Here is a 23,652-nt window from a genome sequence, read left to right as displayed (position 1 = left end):
AGCTGACTTTTCCACAGGCCCGGCAGCGCGACTGCCGGGCCTGTGGTGTGTGATGGGGGCGTACGTTCCCAGCGTTCGGGCGTACGTTCGTCGAGGTCGGGGAGAGACGGTGGACAAGCCCAAGGTCGTTCTGGGTGTCAGTGGCGGCATCGCCGCGTACAAGGCCTGTGAGCTGCTGCGCAGGCTCACGGAGTCGGGGCACGAGGTCCGGGTCGTCCCCACCGCCTCCGCTCTGCACTTCGTCGGCGCGGCCACGTGGTCGGCCCTGTCCGGCAATCCGGTGTCGACCGAGGTGTGGGACGACGTCCACCAGGTCCCGCACGTGCGCATCGGCCAGCACGCCGACCTGGTCGTCGTCGCCCCGGCGACCGCCGACATGCTCGCCAAGGCGGCCCACGGCCTCGCCGACGACCTGCTCACCAACACGCTGCTCACGGCCCGCTGCCCGGTCGTCTTCGCGCCCGCCATGCACACCGAGATGTGGGAACACCCGGCCACCCAGGAGAACGTGGCGACGTTGCGCCGCCGCGGCGCCGTCGTGATCGAACCGGCCGTCGGCCGCCTCACCGGTGTGGACACTGGCAAGGGCCGGCTGCCCGACCCGGGCGAGATCTTCGAGGTCTGCCGCCGGGTGCTCGCCCGCGGGGTGCGGGAGCCGGACCTCGCCGGACGGCACGTCGTCGTCAGCGCCGGCGGCACCCGGGAGCCCCTGGACCCCGTCCGGTTCCTCGGCAACCGCTCCTCGGGCAAGCAGGGCTACGCGCTGGCCCGCACCGCGGCCGCGCGGGGCGCCCGCGTCACGCTGGTCGCGGCGAACGCGTCGCTGCCGGACCCGGCCGGCGTGGACGTGGTCCCGGTGGGCACGGCCGTGGAACTGCGTGAGGCGGTGCTGCGCGCCGCGGCGGACGCCGACGCCGTCGTCATGGCCGCCGCGGTCGCGGACTTCCGACCGGCGACGTACGCCGCCGGGAAGATCAAGAAGAAGGACGACCAGGAACCCGCACCGGTCACCCTGGTGCGGAATCCGGACATTCTCGCGGAGATCTCGGCCGGGCGGGCCCGCTCCGGGCAGGTGGTCGTCGGTTTCGCCGCCGAGACCGACGACGTCCTCTCCAACGGCCGGGCCAAGCTGAAGCGCAAGGGCTGCGACCTTCTCGTGGTGAACGAGGTGGGGGAGCGCAAGACGTTCGGTTCCGAGGAGAACGAGGCCGTGGTCCTCGGCTCCGACGGCAGCGAGACCCCCGTCGCGCACGGCCCGAAGGAAGCGCTGGCCGACACCGTGTGGGACCTCGTGGCGGAGCGGCTCGGCTGAATGACTCATTCGTTCCACGGTCCCCGTGAACCCCGCGCATTCGGGCGTGGCGGCCCTGGCCAAGGGTGCTTCGTTCCGGGCAGAATGCCCGTGCCGCAGGTCACAGCCCTTCCGAGAGGCGAGACGGGTGGGCCTGCGACGGAGTGCGACCGATAAACTGTTCTCGGACGTCGCCGGGTGCAGCTCCCCGTGCCGTCCACCAATGATCAGCCAGCAGCCGCTGCAACCCCAGGGAGCGTTGTGTCCCGTCGCCTGTTCACCTCGGAGTCCGTCACCGAGGGCCACCCCGACAAGATCGCTGACCAGATCAGCGACACCATTCTCGACGCGCTTCTGCGCGAGGACCCGACCTCCCGGGTCGCCGTCGAAACCCTGATCACCACCGGTCTGGTGCACGTGGCCGGAGAGGTCACGACCAAGGCCTACGCGGACATCGCCACGCTCGTGCGCGGCAAGATCCTGGAGATCGGCTACGACTCCTCGAAGAAGGGCTTCGACGGCGCCTCCTGCGGCGTCTCGGTCTCGATCGGCGCCCAGTCCCCCGACATCGCGCAGGGCGTCGACACGGCCTATGAGAACCGGGTCGAGGGCGACGAGGACGAGCTGGACCGGCAGGGCGCCGGAGACCAGGGCCTGATGTTCGGCTACGCGTCCGACGAGACGCCGACCCTGATGCCGCTGCCCGTCTTCCTGGCGCACCGTCTGTCCAAGCGCCTGTCGGACGTCCGCAAGAACGGCACGATCCCCTACCTGCGCCCGGACGGCAAGACGCAGGTCACCATCGAGTACGACGGCGACAAGGCCGTCCGGCTCGACACGGTCGTCGTCTCCTCCCAGCACGCGAGCGACATCGACCTGGAGTCGCTGCTCGCTCCCGACATCCGCGAGTTCGTCGTGGAGCCGGAGCTGAAGGCGCTGCTGGAGGACGGCATCAAGCTCGACACCGAGAACTACCGCCTCCTGGTCAACCCCACCGGCCGCTTCGAGATCGGCGGCCCGATGGGTGACGCCGGCCTCACCGGCCGCAAGATCATCATCGACACCTACGGCGGCATGGCCCGCCACGGTGGTGGTGCCTTCTCCGGCAAGGACCCGTCCAAGGTCGACCGCTCCGCGGCGTACGCGATGCGCTGGGTCGCCAAGAACGTCGTCGCCGCGGGTCTCGCCGCCCGCTGCGAGGTCCAGGTCGCCTACGCCATCGGCAAGGCCGAGCCGGTCGGTCTCTTCGTCGAGACCTTCGGCACCGCCAAGATCGACGCCGAGAAGATCGAGAAGGCGATCGACGAGGTCTTCGACCTCCGCCCGGCCGCGATCATCCGCGACCTCGACCTGCTCCGCCCGATCTACGCCCAGACCGCGGCGTACGGCCACTTCGGCCGTGAGCTCCCCGACTTCACCTGGGAGCGCACGGACCGCGTGGACGCGCTCCGGCAGGCCGCGGGGGTGTAGGGCCCGGCCCACCCCGTTCCACGGCAGGTCGCCGAGGCCCGGTGTCCCCGACGGGGCGCCGGGCCTCGGCGCGTCCGCGAGCCGCCGGTCCGGGCTCCCCTGGTGCCAAGGGCGACGGACACCACGGGGTGGCGAGCCCCACGGGCCGGTCCCGTCACCGACAGGACACGACCGGCGACCGTGGCCGCGTCGTCCGAGGCCGGAGCCGGCCGGCGCCGCAGAAGCGGTGAGGACTCCGGCGCCGTCCGTTGTCAGTGGGGTTTGGTAGGAATGCAGGCGTGAGCAGCGAGAACGAACGGGCGGACGGCGGCGCGGAGGACGCGCCGCCCGAGCAGCTCGCGCTCATCCGGGAGAGCGTGCGCAAGGCGAAGGCGCCGCGGGCCAAACCGCGGACCTGGCGCGGTGCCGCGCTCGCCAAGGAACTGCCCGTCGCCCGCGTCCTCGTCGACAAGGGCGTGCTCCATCTCGACCGGTACTTCGACTACGCCGTGCCCGAGGAACTCGACGCCGACGCCCAGCCCGGCGTGCGGGTGCGGGTCCGGTTCGGAGCCGGCCGGCACCGGGTGCGGGACGGGCGGCGCGAGGGCGGCGGGCTCGTCGACGGCTTCCTGATCGAGCGGCTCGCCGCGTCCGACTACTCCGGCCCCCTGGCCGCCCTGGCCCAGGTCGTCTCGCCCGAGCCGGTGCTCGGCGAGGAGCTGCTGGGCCTCGCGCGGGCGGTCGCCGACCGGTACGCGGGCAGCCTCGCCGATGTGCTGCAGCTCGCCGTGCCCCCGCGCAACGCGCGCGCCGAACAGCGGCCCTCGCCGGACCCGCTGCCGCCACCACCGGTGCCCGACCCCGGATCCTGGACGCGGTACGAGCAAGGCGCCGCCTTCCTCGCCTCCCTGGCCGCCGGAGGTGCGCCGCGCGCGGTGTGGAACGCGCTGCCCGGCCCCCGGTGGAGCGAGGAGCTGGCGCGGGCCGTGGCGGCGGCGCTGGCCTCCGGCCGGGGCGCGCTCGTCGTCCTGCCGGACGGGCGGGCCGTCGCCCGCGCCGACGCCGCGCTGACCGCCCTGCTGGGCGAGGGACGGCATGCCGTGCTCACCGCCGACGCCGGACCCGAGAAGCGGTACGCCCAGTGGCTCGCGGTGCGCCGGGGAGCCGTACGGGCCGTCATCGGGACCCGGGCCGCCATGTTCGCCCCGGTGCGGGACCTCGGGCTGGTCGCCCTCTGGGACGACGGCGACGACAGCCACAGCGAACCGCACGCCCCGCAGCCGCACGCACGCGAGGTGCTGCTGCTGCGCGCCGCTCAGGACCGGTGCGCCTTCCTGCTGGGCGGCTGGAGCTGCACCGTCGAGGCCGCCCAGCTCGTGGAGACCGGCTGGGCCCGCCCCCTGGTCGCCGCGCGGGAGCAGGTGCGGGCCGCCGCCCCCCTCGTGCGGACCGTGGGCGACGGGGACCTGGCCCGGGACGAGGCCGCCCGGGCCGCACGGCTGCCGACCCTGGCCTGGCAGGCGGTGCGGGACGGGCTGCGGCAGGGGCCGGTGCTCGTGCAGGTGCCCCGGCGCGGTTACGTACCGCGGATGGCGTGCGCCGCGTGCCGGACGCCCGCGCGGTGCCGGCACTGCTCCGGCCCGCTGGCGGGGCAGGAGTCCGGGGCCGCGCTGCGGTGCGGATGGTGCGGGCGCGAGGAAGGCGGCTGGCACTGCCCGGAGTGCGGGTCCTTCCGGCTGCGCGCGCAGGTCGTGGGGGCGCGGCGCACCGCCGAGGAGCTGGGGCGGGCCTTCCCGGCCGTTCCCGTGCGCACCTCCGGGCGGGAGCACGTGCTGGACACGGTGTCCCCGGCGCCCGCCCTGGTCGTGAGCACCCCGGGCGCCGAGCCCGTCGCCGAGGGCGGTTACGCGGCGGCCCTGCTGCTCGACGGCTGGGCGATGCTCGGGCGGCCCGACCTGCGCGCCGGCGAGGACGCGCTGCGGCGCTGGCTCGCCGCGTCGGCGCTGGTGCGCCCGCAGAGCGCCGGGGGCACCGTCGTCGCGGTCGCGGAGCCGACCCTGCGGCCGGTGCAGGCACTGGTGCGCTGGGACCCCGTCGGTCACGCCGTCCGGGAGCTCGCCGAGCGCGCGGAGCTGGGTTTTCCGCCGGTGTCGCGGATGGCGGCCGTGTCGGGACCGGCGGAGGCGGTGGCCGCCTTCCTCCACGCCGTCGAACTGCCGCGCGAGGCCGAGGTGCTGGGGCCCGTGCCGCTGCCGGTCACGCCCGTGGGGCGTCCGCGGCGTGTGGGCGCGCCGCCGCCCGGGGAGCACTGGGAGCGGGCGCTGGTCCGGGTGCCGCCGGGGCGCGGGGCGGCACTGGCCGGTGCGCTGAAGGCCGCTCAGGCGGCGCGGATGGCGCGGGGGAGTGAGACGGCGGTGTGGGTGCGGATCGATCCGCCCGACATCGGATGAGGGGCCCGCACGCGGCGGCCCGCCGCCCCCGGCGAACCGGAGGGCGGCGGGCCGGTGGGCCGTCGTCGGGGTTCAGCCGTTGCGCGGGCCCGGGAAGGCCGTCGGCCTGACCTCTTCGCGCAGGGCCGGACTGCCGGCCGTCGGCTGGGTCGGCATCGAACGGGCGGCCGGGACCGTGGGCACGGCGGGCAGGCCGGAGCCCACGTTGACCGCCTGGGTGTCCGACGGCTCCGGCGCGTGCGCGGGGGCCTCGGCGGCGGGCGCCGCCTGTGCCGTGGCGCGACGGGACCCGTAGCGGCGGTGCACCGCCTGCTTGGTGACGCCGAGCGCGGAGCCCACCGCGTCCCACGAGAAGCCGAGCGAGCGGTCGAAGTCCACGGCGGCCGTGACCAGGGTCTCGACACTGTCCCGCAGCTCCTGGGCGAGACGGACCGTCGGAGCGGGGGCCCGTCCGTAGACGACGAAGCCCGTGGAGGGTCCGGAGCGGCGCGGGCGGTAGACGTTGCCCAACTGGGCGGTGAGGGTGCGCAGTGCGTCCACCTGCCGGCGGACCCGCTCGATGTCCCGCACCAGCAAGTGCAGGCTGGCCCGAGCCTGGGCGTCGTGGGTTGCGTGGTCGGCCATGAACAAGCCTCTCGAACCGGCGTTGAAAGGAATCGGGCCGCGCGGGCGGCCCGGGGTCAACTCTTTCTTGACCAACGCGTGGGCGCTCCGCTGGTCACGGGGTGGGGGCGTGGCGGCATATGCGTGCGCCCCTCGGTCTGCGGCCGCCCCGGTCTTCCCTCCCACCCGCGCACCACCCGTTCTCCAGTCGGCCGGGAAGCCGGGCCTCCCGTGGGGCGGTGCGCCGTCGGCGGCTTTCCGTTGCGTTCGGGCTCGTAGACTGGTGCGTCGCCCGCATCCTCCCTCGCCCGAGAGGCCCGTCCCACCCATGAAGCTCGTCTTCGCCGGTACCCCCGAGGTCGCCGTTCCCGCCCTGGACGCCCTGATCGCCTCCGGGCGCCACGAGGTGGCCGCCGTCGTCACGCGGCCCGACGCGCCGGCCGGGCGCGGGCGCCGGCTCGTCGCCTCTCCCGTGGCCGAACGGGCCGAGGAGGCCGGGATCGAGGTGCTCAAGCCCGCCAGACCCCGCGACCCGGAGTTCCTGGAGCGGCTGCGCGAGATCGCGCCCGACTGCTGCCCGGTCGTCGCCTACGGGGCGCTGCTGCCCCGGGTGGCCCTGGACGTCCCCGCCCAGGGCTGGGTGAACCTGCACTTCTCCCTGCTGCCCGCCTGGCGGGGGGCCGCGCCCGTGCAGCACGCGCTGATGGCCGGCGACGAGATGACCGGCGCGTCGACCTTCCTGATCGAGGAGGGCCTGGACTCCGGCCCCGTCTACGGGACGGTCACCGAGACCATCCGCCCCACCGACACCAGCGGCGACCTGCTGACCCGGCTCGCCTTCGCCGGCGCGGGGCTGCTCGCCGCCACCATGGACGGCATCGAGGACGGCAGCCTGAAGGCCGTACCGCAGCCCGCCGACGGCGTCACCCTCGCCCCGAAGATCACCGTCGAGGACGCGCGGGTCGACTGGACCGCCCCGGCGCTGCGCGTGGACCGGGTGGTGCGCGGCTGCACCCCGGCGCCCGGCGCCTGGACCACCTTCCGGGGCGAACGGCTCAAGCTCGTGCAGGCCGTACCCGTGCCCGACCGCACGGACCTCGCCCCGGGGCAGCTCGCCGCCGGCAAGAACAACGTGCACGTCGGCACCGGCTCGTACGCGGTCGAGCTGCTGTGGGTGCAGGCCCAGGGCAAGAAGCCGATGCGGGCCGCGGACTGGGCGCGCGGGGTGCGGATCGCCGAGGGCGAGCTGCTCGGCGGCTGACCGCCGTATCCCCCTTCACCGGCCCGACGTACGCTGGTGAGCGCACTTCACCCCACACCCGGAGCACCTTTTTCGTGAGCGAGCAGCCCCGTCGTCCCCGTAAGCCCGGCAAGCCGTACCGCAGGCCCCAGAAGGACCCCGTCCGCATCCTCGCCTTCGAGGCGCTCAGGGCCGTGGACGAGCGGGACGCGTACGCCAACCTCGTCCTGCCGCCGCTGCTGCGCAGGGCGCGGGAGAAGGAGGGCCCCGAGAAGTTCGACGCCCGGGACGCGGCCCTCGCCACCGAGCTGGTCTACGGGACGCTGCGCCGGCAGGGGACGTACGACGCGATCATCGCCGCCTGCGTCGACCGGCCGCTGCGGGAGGTCGACCCGCCCGTGCTGGACGTGCTCAGCCTCGGCGCGCACCAGCTGCTCGGGACCCGGATCCCCACCCATGCCGCCGTGTCGGCGTCCGTGGAGCTGGCGCGGGTCGTGCTCGGTGACGGGCGGGCCAAGTTCGTCAACGCGGTGCTGCGCAAGGTCGCCCAGGACGACCTCGACGGATGGCTGGCGCGGGTCGCCCCGCCCTACGACGAGGACCCCGAGGACCACCTCGCCGTCGTGCACGCGCACCCGCGCTGGGTCGTCTCCGCGTTGTGGGACTCGCTCGGCGGCGGCCGGGCCGGCATCGAGGACCTGCTGGCCGCCGACAACGAGCGGCCCGAGGTCACGCTGGTCGCCCGGCCCGGCCGGGCCACGCGCGACGAACTGCTCGGCGAGGAGGCCGCCGTACCGGGGCGCTGGTCGCCCTACGCCGTGCGACTGAGCGAGGGCGGCGAGCCCGGAGCGGTCGAGGCCGTGCGGGAGAACCGGGCCGGCGTGCAGGACGAGGGCAGCCAGCTCGTCGCGCTCGCGCTGGCGAACGCGCCCCTGGACGGGCCGGACCGGCGGTGGCTGGACGGGTGCGCCGGTCCGGGCGGCAAGGCCGCGCTCCTCGGCGCCCTGGCCGCCGAGCGGGGGGCCTTCCTGCTCGCCTCCGAGAAGCAGCCGCACCGGGCCGGGCTGGTGGCGAGAGCGTTGGACGGCAACCCCGGGCCCTACCAGGTGATCGCGGCCGACGGGACCCGTCCGCCGTGGCGGCCCGGCAGCTTCGACCGGGTCCTGGTCGACGTGCCGTGCACCGGCCTCGGCGCCCTGCGACGCCGCCCCGAGGCGCGCTGGCGGCGTCGCCCCGAGGACCTGGACGGGTTCGCCCCGCTCCAGCGCGGGCTGCTGCGCAGCGCCCTGGAGGCGGTGCGCGTCGGCGGTGTCGTCGGCTACGCGACCTGCTCGCCCCACCTCGCCGAGACCCGCGCCGTCGTCGCGGACGTCCTCAAGCAGTTCCCCGACACCGAACTCGTCGACGCCCGCCCCCTCCTCCCCGGCGTCCCCGACCTGGGCGAGGGCCCCGACATCCAGCTCTGGCCCCACCTCCACGGCACGGACGCGATGTACCTGTCCCTGATCCGCCGCACCGCGTAACGCGCCAGAAGACCGCCCCTGCGACCACTCACCCCCCACGCCCACGGCAACGCGCCCCGAAGGGGCGCGGGGAACCGCGCGAGCAACCGCGCAGGGCCGGCGGCCGGAGAACGAAGCACGCAGGGCCCGCGGCCGGAGAACGAAGCACGCAGGGCCGGCGGCCGGAGAACAACCGCGCCCCCGGTGCCGATGCCCCCCACCCCCGGAGGGCATGGCAGTCTTGGGGCATGGCAGCGCAGATCAATCCCAGCATCCTGTCCGCCGACTTCGCCCGCCTCGCGGACGAGGCCAGGGCGGTCGAGGGGGCCGACTGGCTCCACGTCGACGTCATGGACAACCACTTCGTCCCCAACCTCACGCTCGGCGTGCCGGTCGTGGAGTCACTGGCCCGGGCGACGGACACCCCGCTGGACTGCCACCTCATGATCGAGGCCCCCGACCGGTGGGCGCCCCAGTACGTGGAGGCCGGCGCCGGTTCCGTCACCTTCCACGTCGAGGCGGCCGCCGCGCCGGTGCGGCTGGCCCGGGAGATCCGGGCCAAGGGCGCCCGGGCGTCCATGGCGCTGAAGCCCGCGACGCCGATCGAGCCGTACGAGGACCTGCTCCCCGAGCTCGACATGCTGCTCGTCATGACGGTTGAACCGGGCTTCGGCGGGCAGGCGTTCCTCGACATCATGCTGCCGAAGATCCGGCGCACCCGTGAGCTGATCAAGAAGCACGGACTGGAGCTGTGGCTCCAGGTCGACGGCGGGGTGTCGGCGTCGACGATCGAGCAGTGCGCCGACGCCGGCGCCGACGTCTTCGTCGCGGGTTCCGCCGTGTACGGGGCGTCCGACCCGGCCGACGCGGTACGTGCATTGCGCACGCAGGCGGATGCCGCGACCGCCAAGGCATCGTGGGCGTGCGACCACTGAGGAACAGAACGTGAACGGCTCCCATCAGGGCTGATCAAGCGCGCCGAATCTGCAAGGATGAACGGCGAATCCAGAGTGTGAACAGCAGTGAGGAGATCGCCGTGTCGGGTATGTCGGCGGGCCGTTCAGCCATGCGGATGGGACCCGCTGAGCTGGTCCAGGCGGCGGCCATGGCCCGCCGCTTCTACCTCGAGGGCAAGTCCAAGATCCAGATCGCGGAGGAGTTCGGCGTCAGCCGCTTCAAGGTGGCCCGGGTCCTGGAGACCGCCCTCGAGCGGGACCTTGTACGAATCGAGATCCGGGTGCCGGCCGAGCTGGACGCCGAGCGTTCGGACGCCCTGCGGGCGCGCTACGGCCTCAGGCACGCCGTCGTGGTGGAGTCCCCGGCCGACGCCGAGGAGACGCCCGACCCGGAGAACCTGGGCGAGGTGGCCGCCGACCTGCTCGGCGAGCTGGTCAACGAGGGTGATGTGCTGGGCCTGGCCTGGGGCCGGTCCACGATCCACATGGCGGCGGCGCTCGACCGGCTGCCGCCGTGCACGGTGGTGCAGCTGACCGGTGTGTACGACGCCGGGACCGCCGAGCGCGGCTCGGTGGAGGCCGTGCGCCGCGCCGCCCAGGTGTCGGGCGGCGACGCCCACCCCATCTACGCGCCGATGCTCCTGCCGGACGCGGCCACCGCGCAGGCCCTGCGCCACCAGACCGGGATCGCCCGGGCCTTCGAGTACTTCGACAAGGTCACGGTCGCCTGCGTCTCCATCGGCTCCTGGGAGCCGGGCATCTCGACGGTGCACGACATGCTCAGCGACGAGGAGCGGGCGCACTACGCCTCCCTCGGTGTCGCCGCCGAGATGTCCGCGCATCTCTTCGACGCCGAGGGGCGCCGGGTCGGGCGGGACCTGGGGGAGCGGTGCATCACGGTCAAGGCCGACCAGCTCCGCCGTATCCCCGAGGTCGTGGCGATCGCGGGCGGGCAGCGCAAGGCCGCGGCCATCGACGCGGTGCTGCGCTCCGGGCTGGTCACCAGCCTGGTGACGGACACGTCGGCCGCGGACTACCTGATGACGGCCGGCCCGGCGCCGAAGTCGACGCTCAACCGGACGGACCCCGACGGAGCCTGACGGGTCGTCAGGAACGTCGGGAGAACGTCAGAAGAAGGGGAAGGGCACGACATGACCGAGGACCCCGCGGGGCGGCTCGTGGTCACGCTGGACCTCGACGGGGTCACGGACAAGGCGGGCCTGATGGACCGCTGCGTCCGTGACCTGGCGCTGCCCGACTGGTTCGGCCGGAACTGGGACGCGCTCGCCGACTCCCTCGCCGACCCGTCCGTCTGGCCCGAGGGGGCGGCGGACCGGGGTCTGCTGCTCGTCGTGCGGGGGTGGCGGGCGTACGCGGACGCGCGCCCGGACGAGTGGGCCGTCGCCGAGGAGGTCTTCGCCGAGGCGACGGACCGCGGCCCGGGGCTCTTCGTCACCCTCGGCCCTGGAGGAACCTCCAAGGAGGCCACCGAGCGGCCTGGATGATCCGCCCGGGGTCGATCGGGCCGTTGACGTGGGAGAATGAAGTACGTGCTCTTTCCCCCTGGCTGACCTGTCCGGGGGCCACTTCTGATCGACTGGGATGTGCAGCACGTGCGTTTCCTCAATGACATCCAGCCCTCGTACGACCTGACGTACGACGACGTCTTCATGGTGCCGAGCCGCTCCGCCGTCGGCTCCCGGCAGGGCGTGGACCTCGGTTCCCCGGACGGCACGGGCACTACCATCCCGCTGGTCGTCGCCAACATGACCGCCATCGCCGGGCGCCGCATGGCCGAGACGGTGGCGCGGCGCGGTGGCCTGGTGGTCATCCCGCAGGACATCCCGATCGAGGTCGTCACCGACGTCGTGACCTGGGTGAAGAGCCGCCACCACGTCCTGGACACCCCCATCGTGCTGGCCCCGCACCAGACCGTCGCCGACGCGCTGGCCCTGCTGCCCAAGCGCGCGCACAACGCCGGTGTCGTCGTCGACGAGGACCACAAGCCGATCGGTGTGGTCACCGACACCGACCTGACCGGCGTGGACCGTTTCACCCAGCTCGAAGAGGTCATGTCCAAGGACCTGATCCTCATCGACGCGGACGTGGACCCGCGCGAGGCGTTCAACACCCTCGACGCCGCCAACCGCCGCTACGCGCCCGCCGTGGACAAGGACGGCCGCCTGGCCGGCATCCTCACCCGCAAGGGCGCCCTGCGCGCCACGCTGTACACCCCGGCCACCGACGCGCAGGGCAGGCTCCGCATCGCCGCCGCCGTCGGCATCAACGGCGACGTGGCGGGCAAGGCGAAGCAGCTGCTGGACGCGGGCGTGGACACCCTCGTCATCGACACCGCGCACGGCCACCAGGAGTCGATGATCAGCGCCGTCAAGCTGGTGCGCGACCTCGACCCGCAGGTGCCGATCGTGGCCGGCAACATCGTCTCCGCCGAGGGCGTGCGCGACCTCGTCGAGGCGGGCGCCGACATCGTCAAGGTCGGCGTCGGCCCCGGCGCCATGTGCACCACCCGCATGATGACCGGCGTCGGCCGGCCGCAGTTCTCCGCCGTCCTGGAGTGCGCGGCCGAGGCGAAGAAGTACGGCAAGCACGTCTGGGCCGACGGCGGCATCCGCCACCCGCGCGACGTGGCGATGGCCCTCGCGGCCGGTGCCTCCAACGTGATGGTCGGCTCCTGGTTCGCCGGGACCCACGAGTCCCCGGGCGACCTCCAGCACGACGCCAACGGACGCCCCTACAAGGAGTCGTTCGGCATGGCCTCCGCCCGCGCGGTGCGCAACCGCACCTCGGAGGAGTCGGCGTACGACCGGGCCCGCAAGGGACTGTTCGAGGAGGGCATCTCCACGTCCCGCATGTTCCTCGACCCGGCCCGCCCCGGCGTCGAGGACCTGATCGACTCGATCATCGCCGGTGTCCGCTCCTCCTGCACCTACGCCGGTGCCGCCTCCCTGGAGGAGTTCGCCGAGAAGGCCATCGTCGGCATCCAGAGCGCCGCCGGCTACGCAGAGGGCAAGCCGCTGCACGCCAGCTGGAGCTGACCGCGCACCTCTTCCGTACGGCCCCTGGTCCTCCCGCCGCCCGGGAGGGCCGGGGGCCGTGCGCCGTCACCGGCGACGACGCCCGCCCGCGCCTCGGCCGCGTCCGCCGCCGGACGGCCGCCGGCCAGGGCTGCCCCCGCCGGCCAGGGCTGCCCCCCGCTGGCCAGGGCTGCCCTCCCCCCGCACTGCGAGCGCCGTACGCAACGCCCCGCAGCCCCCGCGCAACGAACACACGTCCCGCTCCGGCGAACGCAACGATCGTGCGGGGACACGCAAGGTTGCTGCATTACCCCGGCACCGTCCCGCTCGTAGTGTTCTGCGCTGTACGTGGCGTGGCGTGGACCCCGCTCGGTGGGTTCCCGCTCCTTCGCGTGGCTGCCCGCCGTGTCCCCGCCGCTCCAGAGGCCTGCCGGGGCGCGTCCGCTCCCACCCGGCGGGCGCGACCGGCAGCGACAAAGGAGTCAACGCGTGCTCGACCAAGGCGCCCCCCTGCACCGCGAGGCATCGGCCCTCCCCCCGTCCCCGGGGCCGGCCGCGCGCCTCATGCGCCGCAAGCCCGTGGAACGCCTGGTCGCGGAGGGCGGCCAGGGCGAGGGCGGCAGCCTTCGCCGTTCGCTGGGCCTGTGGCAGCTCACGATGATCAGCATCGGCGCCACCCTCGGCACCGGCATCTTCGTCGTCCTCGGCGAGGCCGTCCCCAAGGCCGGTCCGGCCGTCACGCTCTCCTTCGTCATCGCCGGCCTCACGGCGCTCTTCTCGGCCCTGTCCTACGCCGAGCTGGCGGGCACCATCCCGGTCGCCGGCTCCTCCTACTCGTACGCCTACGCGACGATGGGCGAGCTGGTCGCCTGGGTCTGCGGCTGGTGTCTGGTCCTCGAGTACGGCGTGTCGGTCGCCGCTGTCGCCGTCGGCTGGGGCGAGTACCTCAACGAGCTCCTCGACGGCACCGTCGGCGTCACGATCCCCTCCGTCCTGTCGGCGCCGCCCGGCGACGGCGGCGTCTTCAACCTGCCCGCGCTGATCGTGGTGCTCCTCGCCATGACGTTCCTGCTGGGCGGTGCCCGCGAGTCCGCCCGCGCCAACACGATCATGGTCGTCGTCAAGATCGCGGCGCTGGTGCTGTTCTGCGCGATCGGCGTCCAGGGCTTCCGCTCCGGCAACTACGAGCACTTCATGCCGCTCGGCATGGCCGGCGTCAGCGCGGCCGGGGCCACGCTCTTCTTCTCGTACATCGGCTTCGACGCCGCCTCCACCGCCGGTGAGGAGGCGAAGAACGCCCAGCGTGACCTGCCCCGCGCCATCATGCTGTCCCTCGTCATCGTCACGGTGCTGTACGTCCTCGTCGCGGCCGTCGCCGTCGGCGCCCGGCCCTGGCGCACCTTCACCGACTCCGAGGCCTCCCTCGCCCAGATCATGACCGACGTCACCGGGCAGGACTTCTGGGGCACCCTGCTGGCCTTCTGCGCCGTCGTCGCCATCGCCAGCGTCGTCCTGACCGTGCTCTACGGCCAGACCCGCGTCCTGTTCGCCATGTCCCGCGACGGACTGGTGCCCAAGGTGTTCTCCCGCGTTCACCCGAAGACCGGCGCGCCGCGCGCCAACACCGTGATCGTCTCCCTGTTCTGCGGTGTCCTGGCCGCCGCCATCCCGCTCGGGCAGCTCGCCGACGCCACCAGCATCGGCACCCTCTTCGCCTTCGCCCTGGTCAACGTGGCCGTCGTGGTGCTGCGCCGGACCCGTCCGGACATGCGCCGCACCTTCCGGGTGCCGCTGTCGCCGGTCCTGCCCGCGCTGGGCTTCGCCTTCTGCGTCTGGATGATGGGCAGCCTGTCCACCGTCACCTGGGTGGTCTTCGGTGTCTGGATGGCCGTCGGGCTCGTGTTCTACTTCGTGTACGGCCACCGCCGCTCCCGGCTGGCCGCACCGGACACCGTGACACCGGAAGCGAAGTGAACCACCCGCAGTGCTGAACGATCTCGACGAACGCATCGTGCACGCCCTCGCCGAGGACGCCCGCCGCTCCTACGCGGACATCGGGCAGTCGGTCGGCCTGTCCGCGCCCGCCGTGAAACGGCGCGTGGACCGGCTGCGCGCCACCGGAGCCATCACCGGGTTCACCGTCCGGGTCGACCCCGCCGCGCTCGGCTGGGAGACCGAGGGATTCGTCGAGATCTTCTGCCGCCGCAACACCTCGCCGGAGACCATCCAGCGGGGCCTGGAGCGCTACCAGGAGGTCGTGGCCGCCTCCACCGTCACCGGGGACGCGGACGCCGTCGCCCAGGTCTTCGCCTCCGACATGCGGCACTTCGAACGGGTCCTGGAACGGATCGCCGGGGAGCCGTTCGTGGAGCGGACCAAGTCCGTACTGGTGCTGTCGCCGCTGCTGCGGCGCTACTCGTCGGGGTCGCCCACGTAGTCCCCGGGGGCCCGGGGGTCCGTGGGCCGTGCCCGGTGCCCACAATCCGGGGGACCGGGGGCCGGTCCCCCGCTAGCATCGGTGCCATGACCTGGCGACATTGATCCACCCGTCGTGCCACCTCCCGAGGGCCGCCTCGGACGCCGTACCACCGGTGTCCGATCCGCCCCCTCGGGAAGGCCTCATGACTCTCTCACCCGAGCGTGCCTCCGCCACCGCCGGTACCCGGCGGCTGACGCGCACGCTGTACGCCTCCGCGTTCTGCGACGAGTTCGTCCTGCTCTACCCGGTGTACGCGCTGCTGTTCAGCGACACCGGTCTGTCCGTCTGGCAGATGTCCTCGCTGTTCGCCCTGTGGTCGCTGACCGGCGTGGTCCTGGAGGTGCCCTCCGGCGCCTGGGCCGACGCCGTCTCCCGGCGGCTGCTGCTGGTGATCGGCCCGCTGCTCACCGCCGCCGGCTTCGCCCTGTGGCTCCTGGTGCCCTCCTACGGCGCCTTCGCGCTCGGCTTCGTGCTGTGGGGCACCGGCGGAGCGCTCGGCTCGGGGGCCCTGGAGGCACTGGTCTACGACGAACTGGAACGGGCCGGCGCGGCCGACCGGTACGCCCGCGTCATGGGCCGGGCACGGGCGACCGGGATCGCCGCGACGATGGCCGCCATGGGCCTGGCCGGACCGGTGTTCGCCTGGGGCGGCTACACGGCGGTGGGCGTGGCGAGCGTGCTGGCCTGCCTGGCCGGGGCGGCCGTGGCGACCCGGTTCCCCGAGCACCGCACACCGTCCGTCGGCGGTGACCGCTGGACGGCGACCCTGCGCGCCGGTCTCACCGAGGCCCGCACCGACCGGTCCGTGCGGGGCGCGCTGCTGCTCGTCCCGGCCGTGACCGCCGTGTGGGGCGCGCTCGACGAGTACACGCCCCTGCTGGCGCGTGAGACCGGCGTGGCGCCGCAGACCGTTCCCTGGCTGCTGCTGGTGATCTGGGCCGGTGCCACGGCCGGCAGTCTGCTGGCCGGCGTCGCCGAACACCTGACCACGACCGGGTTCGCCGCGCTGCTCACCGGCTCCGCGCTCGCCCTGGGGGTGGGGGCCGCGGCGGGCGCCCCGGCCGCCCTGGTCCTGGTCGCGCTCGCCTTCGGCGGCTTCCAACTGGCGACCGTGCTGGCCGACGCCCGCCTCCAGCGGCGTATCGACGACACCGGGCGGGCCACCCTGACCTCGGTCGCGGGCCTGGGCTCCGAGCTGGGCAACCTCGCCACCTACGGTGCCTACGCCGCGGTGGCCACGACGACGGGGCACGGCACCGCGTTCGCCCTGTCCGCGGTGCCGTACCTGCTGACGGCGCTGCTGCTGGCCACCGCCGCCCGGACCGCCGCCGGGGCCGCCGGGAGCACCACTGCGAAGCCGCCGTCCTCCTCCTGACCGAGCGCCGGCCCCCCGCGCAACGAATCGCCGCGGGGGGCCGCACGGACGCAACGATCAGCTCACCGGCGCGCAACAGGTCCTTCTTGTCCGGCCGAGTCCGCCGACCGTACCGTCTATCTGGCCCCCGACCCCCTGCCCACCGGTGAGGAACACGCATGCGCACCGTCCTGCTCCAGAGCTCCGGCCGGCCCGGCTCCACCGCCGGGAACCTCGAGGTCCTCGACGAGGCCGCGGGGCGGGCCGCCGCCACGGGGGCCGGGCTGCTGGTCACCTCGGAGCTGTTCCTGACCGGGTACGCCATCGGCGACGACGTGGCCGTCCTCGCCGAGCCCGCCGACGGCGACTCGGCCGACGCCGTCGCGGAGATCGCCGGACGGCACGGCCTCGCCGTCGCGTACGGCTACCCCGAGCGGGCCGGCGAGACGGTCCACAACTCCGTCCAGCTGATCTCCGCCGACGGGACCCGCCTGGCCAACTACCGCAAGACCCACCTCTTCGGCTGCTTCGAACGCGACCACTTCGCGCCGGGCGACCAGCCGGTCGTCCAGGCGGAGCTCGACGGGGTGACCGTCGGCCTGATGATCTGCTACGACGTGGAGTTCCCGGAGAACGTCCGCGCCCACGCGCTGGCCGGCACCGACCTGCTGCTCGTCCCCACCGCGCAGATGCACCCGTTCCAGTTCGTCGCCGAGTCCGTCGTCCCGGTGCGGGCCTTCGAGAACCAGATGTACGTGGCGTACGTCAACCGGGTCGGCCAGGAGGGCGAGTTCGAGTTCGTCGGCCTCTCCACGCTCGCCGCGCCCGACGGGACCGCCCGCGCCCGGGCCGGGCGCGGCGAGGAACTGGTCGTGGCCGACGCCGACCCGGCCTTCCTCGCCGCCTCCCGCGAGGCCAACCCGTATCTGACCGACCGCCGCCCCGGCCTCTACGGGTCCCTCGTCTGAGCCCCGGCCGTCACCTCCGTCCCACCTGTGCAAGGAGTCCGTACCCCATGACGTCCACCGTGCCCAACGCGATCGAGCACGCAGACGAGCAGCAGCCGCCGATCACCATGTTCGGCCCGGACTTCCCGTACGCGTACGACGACTTCCTCGCCCACCCCGCGGGCCTCGGCCAGATACCCGCGACCGAGCACGGCACCGAGGTCGCCGTCATCGGCGGCGGCCTGTCCGGCATCGTGGCCGCCTACGAGCTGATGAAGATGGGCCTCAAGCCCGTCGTGTACGAGGCCGACCGGATCGGGGGACGCCTGCGGACCGTGGGCTTCGAGGGCTGCGACCCCTCGCTGACCGCCGAGATGGGCGCGATGCGCTTCCCGCCGTCCTCCACCGCCCTCCAGCACTACATCGACCTGGTGGGGCTGGAGACCCGTGCCTTCCCCAACCCCCTCGCCGAGGCGACGCCCTCGACCGTCGTCGACCTCAAGGGCGAGACGCACTACGCCGAGACGCTCGACGACCTGCCGCAGGTCTACCGTGACGTCGCCGACGCCTGGGCCAGGTGTCTCGAAGAGGGCGCCGACTTCTCCGACATGAACCGCGCCCTGCGCGAGCGCGACGTTCCGCGCATCCGTGAGATCTGGTCGAAGCTGGTCGAGAAACTCGACAACCAGACCTTCTACGGCTTCCTCTGCGACTCCGAGGCCTTCAAGTCCTTCCGGCACCGCGAGATCTTCGGGCAGGTCGGCTTCGGCACGGGTGGCTGGGACACCGACTTCCCCAACTCCATCCTGGAGATCCTCCGCGTCGTCTACACCGAGGCAGACGACCACCACCGCGGCATCGTCGGCGGCTCCCAGCAGCTGCCCCTCAGGCTCTGGGAGCGCGAGCCGGAGAAGATCGTCCACTGGCCCCACGGCACCTCGCTGAAGTCCCTGCACACGGACGGCGGGCCGCGCCCGGCGGTGACGCGGCTCAACCGCACCGCCGGCAACAGGATCACGGTGACGGACGCCGACGGCGACATCCGCACCTACCGGGCGGCGATCTTCACCGCCCAGTCCTGGATGCTGCTCTCGAAGATCACCTGCGACGACTCGCTCTTCCCGATCGACCACTGGACCGCGATCGAGCGGACCCACTACATGGAGAGCTCCAAGCTCTTCGTGCCCGTGGACCGGCCGTTCTGGCTCGACAAGGCCGTCGACGACGAGGGGAACCCGACCGGGCGGGACGTCATGTCGATGACGCTCACCGACCGCATGACCCGCGGTACGTACCTCCTGGACGACGGACCCGACAAGCCCGCCGTCATCTGCCTCTCCTACACCTGGTGCGACGACAGCCTGAAGTGGCTGCCGCTGTCCGCGAACGAGCGGATGGAGGTCATGCTGAAGTCGCTCGGCGAGATCTATCCGAAGGTCGACATCAGGAAGCACATCATCGGCAACCCGGTGACGGTCTCCTGGGAGAACGAGCCCTACTTCATGGGCGCCTTCAAGGCCAACCTCCCCGGCCACTACCGCTACCAGCGGCGCCTGTTCACACATTTCATGCAGGACCGGCTGCCCGAGGACAAGCGGGGCATCTTCCTCGCCGGCGACGACATCTCCTGGACGGCCGGCTGGGCCGAGGGCGCCGTCCAGACCGCGCTGAACGCGGTCTGGGGCGTCATGCACCACTTCGGCGGGCACACCGACGCGACCAACCCCGGCCCGGGCGACGTCTACGACGAGATCGCACCCGTCGAACTCCCCGAGGACTAGGGCCCGTCGTTCGGGCCGGGTCGGCTGAGAGCGACTCCGCCTCCCGTTCGGGTCGTCATGACCCGAACGGACAGGCCCCGGCTTCGACCGGCGTCGGCTAGATCCCGCTCGCCCGCGCCTTCTCGTAGACCTCGGCGGCGACGTCCTTCAACTCCTCGGCGTCCCGCGCCGTGCTCTGGAGGTCGAGGAGGATCTCGTCCAGGCCGATCTCGGCGTACGCGGTGAGGTCCTCGACGATCTGGTCGACGCTGCCGTGGAAGGGGCGGCGGCCGGCGGCGGCCCCGGTCGCCGCCTGGTAGCGGGCGTTGACCCGCAGCACCGTCCGGATCGGTTCTGTCCGACCGCGCTCGGCGGCCAGGTCCCGCAACCGCCGCCACTGCCCGGCCAGTTCCCCGGCGCCCATGCCGGCCGGGAGCCAGCCGTCGGCGTGGTCGACGAGCCGGCGCCGGGCCTTCGCGCTGCCCGCCGCCAGCAGGACCGGAATCGGCCGGGCCGGCTTGGGGCCGACCACGGCGGACGTGATCTTCGTGAGGTGCCCGTCGTACACCACCGGGTCCGGGCCCCAGACCGCGCGGCACACCTCGAGCAGCTCGTCCAGGGCCTGACCGCGCTCGGCGAACGGGCGCACGGACGACGCCGCGTACTCGTCGTGGGACCAGCCGGTGCCGAACCCCGCGAGCACCCGGCCACCGCTCGCGGCGTCCAGCGAGGCCAGCGCCTTGGCCAGCTGGAACGGGACGTGCAGCGGGGCGACCAGGACACTGGTGCCCAGCTCCACCCGCTCGGTGGCCGCGGCGGCGAGGGTCAGGGTGACCAGCGGCTCCGCCACGTTCCGGTACTCGTCCGGCCAGGGCAGGCCCTCGACGCCGTACAGCCCCTGGGTGGCGGGCTCGGGGAACAGGGCCCGTTCGAAGACCCACACGCTCCCGTACCCCATCGCTTCCGCCGCGCGTGCCACGTCGGGGACGTCCTTGCCGAGGTCGTACTGCCGCATCTGGGGGAGGCCGAGTCCGAGCCTGGTCGTCATGCCTGGTGCTCCTTCGCCGTCGCGGTGCGATGTTGCCCGAGGGAGCAACGTACAGCGACCGCCCGGTGGTTCTGGAGGTGCGCACCGGACAGCCCCGGCCGGATCAGTCCGGCAGCGGTGTGAGCAGCATGCGGCCCGCGAAGCCGGCCGCCGCGTCCAGCCGCTCCGTGAACTCCCCGGCGACGTCGGGCAGCCGGCGCAGCGCCCACAGCGCGCGGGCCGCCGCCCAGCTCGCGTCGCGGGCGCGCTCCAGGCTCCAGGAGCCCACCAGATGGGTCAGCGGGTCGGCGATCCGGAACAGGTCGGGAGCCGGCATCAGCTCGTCGCGTACGCGCTCCTCCAGCGACACGAGGAGGTCACCCACCCGGTCGAACTCGTCCTCCAGGTCGACGGGTTCGCAGCCGAGCGTACGACAGGTGTCCACCACGGCCAGCGCGAGATCGTGGCCGATGTGCGCGTTGATGCCCGCCAGCGCGAACTGCAGCGGCCGTACACCCGGATGACGGCGGAACTGGAACAGGGGGCGCCAGCAGGCCGGCGGGCGGCGGCCGTCCTCCGCGGCGTCGACGGCGGCCAGGTACCGCTCCGCGAACCGTACGTCCAGCGTGCTCGCGGCCCGGGCGTCCGGGAACAGGCCGCCGTCGATGTGCCGGTCGACCGCCTCCGTCACGGCCAGGTAGACGCGGTTGAAGACCGCCACGCCGTCCCGGGCGGGCAGCGTCGTGTCGAGGGCGCGCATCCGGGTCAGGACCGCGTCCACCCTCCGGTCGGCCGTCAGGACTTGTTCGCAGTGCGCCATGGCGGCAGGGTCGCAGCTTTAGGGTGGCGGGAGCGCCGGCGGGCCCGACGCTTCCCCAGAACGGGGGAACGCGCCCGTCGTGCGGGGGAGGGGGGACCGTACGTGTCAGGGCTTCGTGTCCGGCGTCTGGCCGCTCGCAGGGCCGAGCGCAGGCGTGCCGCCCGCCGCGGGGCGATGGTCGCCGCGGCGTCCGTCGTGGTCGCGGTCGGCACCGCGACCGGCGTGCTGACCGCGCTCGGCGACGACGGCGGCGGGGCGGACGAGGCGCGGCCGGAGGTGACGCGGTCGCCGCTGCCGCACCCGTCGCCGGTCGCGCCGTCCCCTTCACCGTCGGCGACGCCCTCGGCCTCCGCCCCGCCCTCCGTCTCCGCCCCGCCCTCCGCCTCGGCGGAAAAGACCAGCCCCGGCCCGTCGCCGCGACGGAAGTCCGGGGAGGAGAAGCCCCGGACCGCCGCCACGGTCTCCGACCGGCTCTACCGGCACCCCAGGTCCCGGGTGCTCGACTGGGTGCGGGCCCACCCCGGCGACCCGCGCCAGGACGTGATCGAATCCCGCATAGCCGGCCACCCGGCCGCCGTGTGGTTCGCCGACTTCACGCCCGCGACCATCACCTCCCGGGTCCGCGCCGTCACCGCGGGCGGGGCCGCCGAGGGCCGGGTGCCGGTCCTGGTGCCGTACGCGATACCCGACCGCGACTGCGGCGGTCACTCCGAGGGCGGCGCGCCCGGCCTCGACGCCTACGACGACTGGATCGACCGCTTCGCCGCCGGGCTCGGCTCCGGCGACGTCATCGTCGTCCTGGAGCCCGACTCGGTCGCCCAGGCCGACTGCCTGTCCGCCGGTGAACGCGCCGACCGCTTCGCCTCCCTGGCCCGCGCCGGCCGCGCCCTGAAGGACGCCAACCCCCGCGCCCGGGTCTACTTCGACGCGGGCCACTCCGGCTGGCACGCGCCCGCCAAGCAGGCGGGCTGGCTGAAGCAGGCCGGCGCCGCCTCGGCCGCGTCGTCCGACGGCGTCTTCAGCAACGTCTCCAACTTCCACGCCACCGCCGACGAGGTCGCCTACGCCCGCGCGGTCCTCGACGCCCTCGGCGGCCCGGCGAGCCTGGGCGCCGTCATCGACACCAGCCGCAACGGCAACGGCGCCCCGCCCGACGGCGAGTGGTGCGACCCGGCCGGGCGCAAGCTCGGCAGGGCACCGACCCTGAGCACCGGCCTGGGGCGCATCGACGCCTACCTGTGGGTCAAGCTGCCGGGGGAGTCGGACGGCTGCAAGGGGGCGCCGGGCACGTTCACGCCGTCGTACGCCTACGACCTGGCGCGCTGAGGCCCGTCGTCCCCGCCCTGGGTGTCGTACGACGACGTGCCCTCGTCGAGCAGCGGCCGCTGACCCTTGAGGTGGGCCGGGGCGAAGGCCCGCAGCGCGTGGTAGCCGGTGATGACGACCACGGTGCCCAGCGCGATGCCGCTGAGCGAGAAGGTGTCGGTGAACTTCATGCTGACGTTGCCGACACCGATGATGATGCCCGCGGCGGCCGGCACCAGGTTGAGCGGATTGCGCAGGTCCACCTTGGCGTTGATCCAGATCTGCGCGCCCAGCAGGCCGATCATGCCGTAGAGGATGACGGTGATGCCGCCGAGGACGCCACCCGGGATCGCGGCCACGACCGCGCCGAACTTCGGGCAGAGGCCGAAGAGGAGGGCGAAGCCGGCGGCGGCCCAGTACGCGGCCGTCGAGTAGACCCGGGTCGCGGCCATCACGCCGATGTTCTCGGAGTACGTGGTGTTGGGCGGGCCGCCGACCGCGGTGGACAGCATCGAGCCGACACCGTCGGCGGAGATCGCCGTGCCGAGCTTGTCGTCGAGCGAGTCGCCGGTCATCTCGCCGACCGCCTTGACGTGTCCGGCGTTCTCGGCGACCAGCGCGATGACGACCGGCAGGGCGACCAGGATCGCCGACCACTCGAACGTCGGCCCGTGGAAGGACGGCAGCCCGATCCAGTCGGCCTGGCCCACGGCGGAGAAGTCCAGCCGCCAGTGGTCGGTGACCTTGCCGCTGCCGTCCACCGCGTGGATCTTCCCGAAGATCCGGTCCAGGGCCCAGGAGAGGGCGTACCCGAAGACCAGGCCCAGGAAGATCGCGATCCGGGACCAGAAACCGCGCAGGCAGACCACGGCCAGACCGGTGAACAGCATCACCAGCAGGGCCGTCCACTGGTCCTGCGGCCAGTAGGTGGTGGCGGTGACCGGGGCCAGGTTGAAACCGATCAGCATCACCACCGCGCCGGTGACGATCGGCGGCATCGCGGCGTGGATGATCCGCGCCCCGAACCGCTGCACGGCGAGTCCCACCAGGAACAGCGCGGCGCCGACGACGAGCACCGCGCCGGTCACCGTGGCGCTGGTGCCGCCCTGCGCCCGGATCACCGCGGCGACGCCGACGAAGGAGAGCGAGCAGCCGAGGTAGCTGGGCACCCGGCCGCGGGTGGCGAGCAGGAAGATGACGGTCGCCACGCCCGACATCATGATCGCGAGGTTGGGGTCCAGGCCCATCAGGACCGGGGCCACGAAGGACGCCCCGAACATGGCCACCACGTGCTGGGCGCCGAGCCCGACCGTGCGGGGCCACGAGAGCCGTTCGTCGGGGCGGACCACCGCTCCGGGGGCGGGGACCTTCCCGTCCCCGTGCAGCTTCCAGCGCACGCCGAGGTCCATGGTGAGGTTTCGCTTTCTGTTACGT

19 protein-coding genes are annotated in these 23,652 nt (G+C 73.5%); 15 read left to right on the top strand and 4 right to left on the bottom strand.

Annotated features, from left to right (window positions below; genetic code table 11):
* Positions 1–109 precede the first annotated feature (109 nt).
* The 3 genes from coaBC to KUM32_RS07915 all read left to right on the top strand — a co-directional run bounded on the left by coaBC (position 110) and on the right by KUM32_RS07915 (position 5,190).
* Positions 110–1,312 carry a bifunctional phosphopantothenoylcysteine decarboxylase/phosphopantothenate--cysteine ligase CoaBC gene (gene coaBC / locus KUM32_RS07925; protein WP_217141083.1) on the top strand — a complete coding sequence of 401 codons (1,203 nt, stop codon included), beginning with the start codon at positions 110–112 and terminating at the stop codon, positions 1,310–1,312.
* Positions 1,313–1,552: 240 nt separating this feature from the next.
* Entirely contained in the window at positions 1,553–2,761 is a 1,209-nt protein-coding gene (gene metK, locus KUM32_RS07920; RefSeq protein ID WP_217141082.1) for a methionine adenosyltransferase, read from the top strand.
* A 278-nt stretch (positions 2,762–3,039) separates the two neighbouring features.
* Complete coding sequence (locus KUM32_RS07915; protein WP_217141081.1) at positions 3,040–5,190, top strand: primosomal protein N'; 2,151 nt, start codon at positions 3,040–3,042, stop codon at positions 5,188–5,190.
* Positions 5,191–5,262: 72 nt separating this feature from the next.
* Here KUM32_RS07915 and KUM32_RS07910 read toward each other — a convergent pair whose 3' ends face one another.
* The gene (locus KUM32_RS07910) at positions 5,263–5,814 is read right to left on the bottom strand and encodes a hypothetical protein (RefSeq protein WP_217141080.1); all 552 of its coding nucleotides are present in this window, start codon (positions 5,812–5,814) and stop codon (positions 5,263–5,265) included.
* A gap of 307 nt (positions 5,815–6,121) precedes the next feature.
* Here KUM32_RS07910 and fmt point away from each other — a divergent pair, with 307 nt between their 5' ends.
* From fmt to KUM32_RS07855, 11 genes are all read left to right on the top strand, one after another.
* Positions 6,122–7,054 carry a methionyl-tRNA formyltransferase gene (fmt, locus tag KUM32_RS07905; RefSeq protein WP_217141079.1) on the top strand — a complete coding sequence of 311 codons (933 nt, stop codon included), beginning with the start codon at positions 6,122–6,124 and terminating at the stop codon, positions 7,052–7,054.
* 74 nt (positions 7,055–7,128) lie between these two features.
* Complete coding sequence (locus KUM32_RS07900) at positions 7,129–8,556, top strand: RsmB/NOP family class I SAM-dependent RNA methyltransferase (protein WP_217141078.1); 1,428 nt, start codon at positions 7,129–7,131, stop codon at positions 8,554–8,556.
* 227 nt (positions 8,557–8,783) lie between these two features.
* On the top strand, positions 8,784–9,470 hold the full coding sequence (gene rpe, locus KUM32_RS07895; RefSeq protein WP_217141077.1) for a ribulose-phosphate 3-epimerase: 687 nt from the start codon (positions 8,784–8,786) through the stop codon (positions 9,468–9,470).
* Positions 9,471–9,547: 77 nt separating this feature from the next.
* Complete coding sequence (locus KUM32_RS07890; protein WP_217141076.1) at positions 9,548–10,591, top strand: sugar-binding transcriptional regulator; 1,044 nt, start codon at positions 9,548–9,550, stop codon at positions 10,589–10,591.
* 51 nt (positions 10,592–10,642) lie between these two features.
* Complete coding sequence (locus KUM32_RS07885) at positions 10,643–10,996, top strand: barstar family protein (protein ID WP_217141075.1); 354 nt, start codon at positions 10,643–10,645, stop codon at positions 10,994–10,996.
* A 108-nt stretch (positions 10,997–11,104) separates the two neighbouring features.
* The gene (locus tag KUM32_RS07880) at positions 11,105–12,547 is read left to right on the top strand and encodes a GuaB1 family IMP dehydrogenase-related protein (protein WP_217141074.1); all 1,443 of its coding nucleotides are present in this window, start codon (positions 11,105–11,107) and stop codon (positions 12,545–12,547) included.
* A gap of 468 nt (positions 12,548–13,015) precedes the next feature.
* Complete coding sequence (locus KUM32_RS07875; RefSeq protein ID WP_217141073.1) at positions 13,016–14,500, top strand: amino acid permease; 1,485 nt, start codon at positions 13,016–13,018, stop codon at positions 14,498–14,500.
* Positions 14,501–14,510: 10 nt separating this feature from the next.
* Positions 14,511–14,963 carry an Lrp/AsnC family transcriptional regulator gene (locus tag KUM32_RS07870; RefSeq protein ID WP_043375183.1) on the top strand — a complete coding sequence of 151 codons (453 nt, stop codon included), beginning with the start codon at positions 14,511–14,513 and terminating at the stop codon, positions 14,961–14,963.
* Between the two features lie 184 nt (positions 14,964–15,147).
* Positions 15,148–16,380 (top strand): MFS transporter, encoded by a 1,233-nt coding sequence (locus KUM32_RS07865; RefSeq protein ID WP_217141072.1) that lies wholly within the window; start codon positions 15,148–15,150, stop codon positions 16,378–16,380.
* A gap of 158 nt (positions 16,381–16,538) precedes the next feature.
* Positions 16,539–17,327 carry a carbon-nitrogen hydrolase family protein gene (locus KUM32_RS07860; RefSeq protein ID WP_217141071.1) on the top strand — a complete coding sequence of 263 codons (789 nt, stop codon included), beginning with the start codon at positions 16,539–16,541 and terminating at the stop codon, positions 17,325–17,327.
* Between the two features lie 47 nt (positions 17,328–17,374).
* A complete protein-coding gene (locus tag KUM32_RS07855) occupies positions 17,375–19,087 on the top strand; it encodes an NAD(P)/FAD-dependent oxidoreductase (protein ID WP_217141070.1) in 1,713 nt (570 codons plus the stop codon).
* Between the two features lie 97 nt (positions 19,088–19,184).
* On the opposite strand, the gene KUM32_RS07850 is transcribed toward KUM32_RS07855, so the two are convergent.
* Both KUM32_RS07850 and KUM32_RS07845 read right to left on the bottom strand, forming a co-directional pair.
* Positions 19,185–20,114 carry an LLM class F420-dependent oxidoreductase gene (locus KUM32_RS07850; RefSeq protein WP_217141069.1) on the bottom strand — a complete coding sequence of 310 codons (930 nt, stop codon included), beginning with the start codon at positions 20,112–20,114 and terminating at the stop codon, positions 19,185–19,187.
* A 103-nt stretch (positions 20,115–20,217) separates the two neighbouring features.
* On the bottom strand, positions 20,218–20,913 hold the full coding sequence (locus KUM32_RS07845) for a DUF5995 family protein (RefSeq protein ID WP_217141068.1): 696 nt from the start codon (positions 20,911–20,913) through the stop codon (positions 20,218–20,220).
* 174 nt (positions 20,914–21,087) lie between these two features.
* On the opposite strand from KUM32_RS07845, the gene KUM32_RS07840 reads away from it, so the two are divergent.
* Complete coding sequence (locus KUM32_RS07840; RefSeq protein ID WP_217141143.1) at positions 21,088–22,239, top strand: glycoside hydrolase family 6 protein; 1,152 nt, start codon at positions 21,088–21,090, stop codon at positions 22,237–22,239.
* Here KUM32_RS07840 and KUM32_RS07835 read toward each other — a convergent pair.
* A complete protein-coding gene (locus tag KUM32_RS07835; protein ID WP_217141067.1) occupies positions 22,221–23,627 on the bottom strand; it encodes a uracil-xanthine permease family protein in 1,407 nt (468 codons plus the stop codon). The two genes, KUM32_RS07840 and KUM32_RS07835, sit on opposite strands and share 19 nt — an antisense overlap.
* Positions 23,628–23,652: the final 25 nt, after the last annotated feature.

The organism is Streptomyces sp. AC627_RSS907 (assembly GCF_019049165.1).
Note: the sequence above shows the minus strand (reverse complement) of the source record. Positions and strands in the feature narration are given on the sequence as shown.

What these genes read in the sequence shown, in the direction of transcription:
- KUM32_RS07910 (WP_217141080.1), bottom strand. Translation starts at nt 5,814, where the DNA reads ATGGCCGACCACGCAACCCACGACGCCCAGGCTCGGGCCAGCCTGCAC.
- fmt (WP_217141079.1), top strand. Translation starts at nt 6,122, where the DNA reads ATGAAGCTCGTCTTCGCCGGTACCCCCGAGGTCGCCGTTCCCGCCCTG.
- rpe (WP_217141077.1), top strand. Translation starts at nt 8,784, where the DNA reads ATGGCAGCGCAGATCAATCCCAGCATCCTGTCCGCCGACTTCGCCCGC.
- KUM32_RS07885 (WP_217141075.1), top strand. Translation starts at nt 10,643, where the DNA reads ATGACCGAGGACCCCGCGGGGCGGCTCGTGGTCACGCTGGACCTCGAC.
- KUM32_RS07865 (WP_217141072.1), top strand. Translation starts at nt 15,148, where the DNA reads ATGACTCTCTCACCCGAGCGTGCCTCCGCCACCGCCGGTACCCGGCGG.
- KUM32_RS07860 (WP_217141071.1), top strand. Translation starts at nt 16,539, where the DNA reads ATGCGCACCGTCCTGCTCCAGAGCTCCGGCCGGCCCGGCTCCACCGCC.
- KUM32_RS07855 (WP_217141070.1), top strand. Translation starts at nt 17,375, where the DNA reads ATGACGTCCACCGTGCCCAACGCGATCGAGCACGCAGACGAGCAGCAG.
- KUM32_RS07850 (WP_217141069.1), bottom strand. Translation starts at nt 20,114, where the DNA reads ATGACGACCAGGCTCGGACTCGGCCTCCCCCAGATGCGGCAGTACGAC.
- KUM32_RS07845 (WP_217141068.1), bottom strand. Translation starts at nt 20,913, where the DNA reads ATGGCGCACTGCGAACAAGTCCTGACGGCCGACCGGAGGGTGGACGCG.
- KUM32_RS07840 (WP_217141143.1), top strand. Translation starts at nt 21,088, where the DNA reads ATGGTCGCCGCGGCGTCCGTCGTGGTCGCGGTCGGCACCGCGACCGGC.
- KUM32_RS07835 (WP_217141067.1), bottom strand. Translation starts at nt 23,627, where the DNA reads ATGGACCTCGGCGTGCGCTGGAAGCTGCACGGGGACGGGAAGGTCCCC.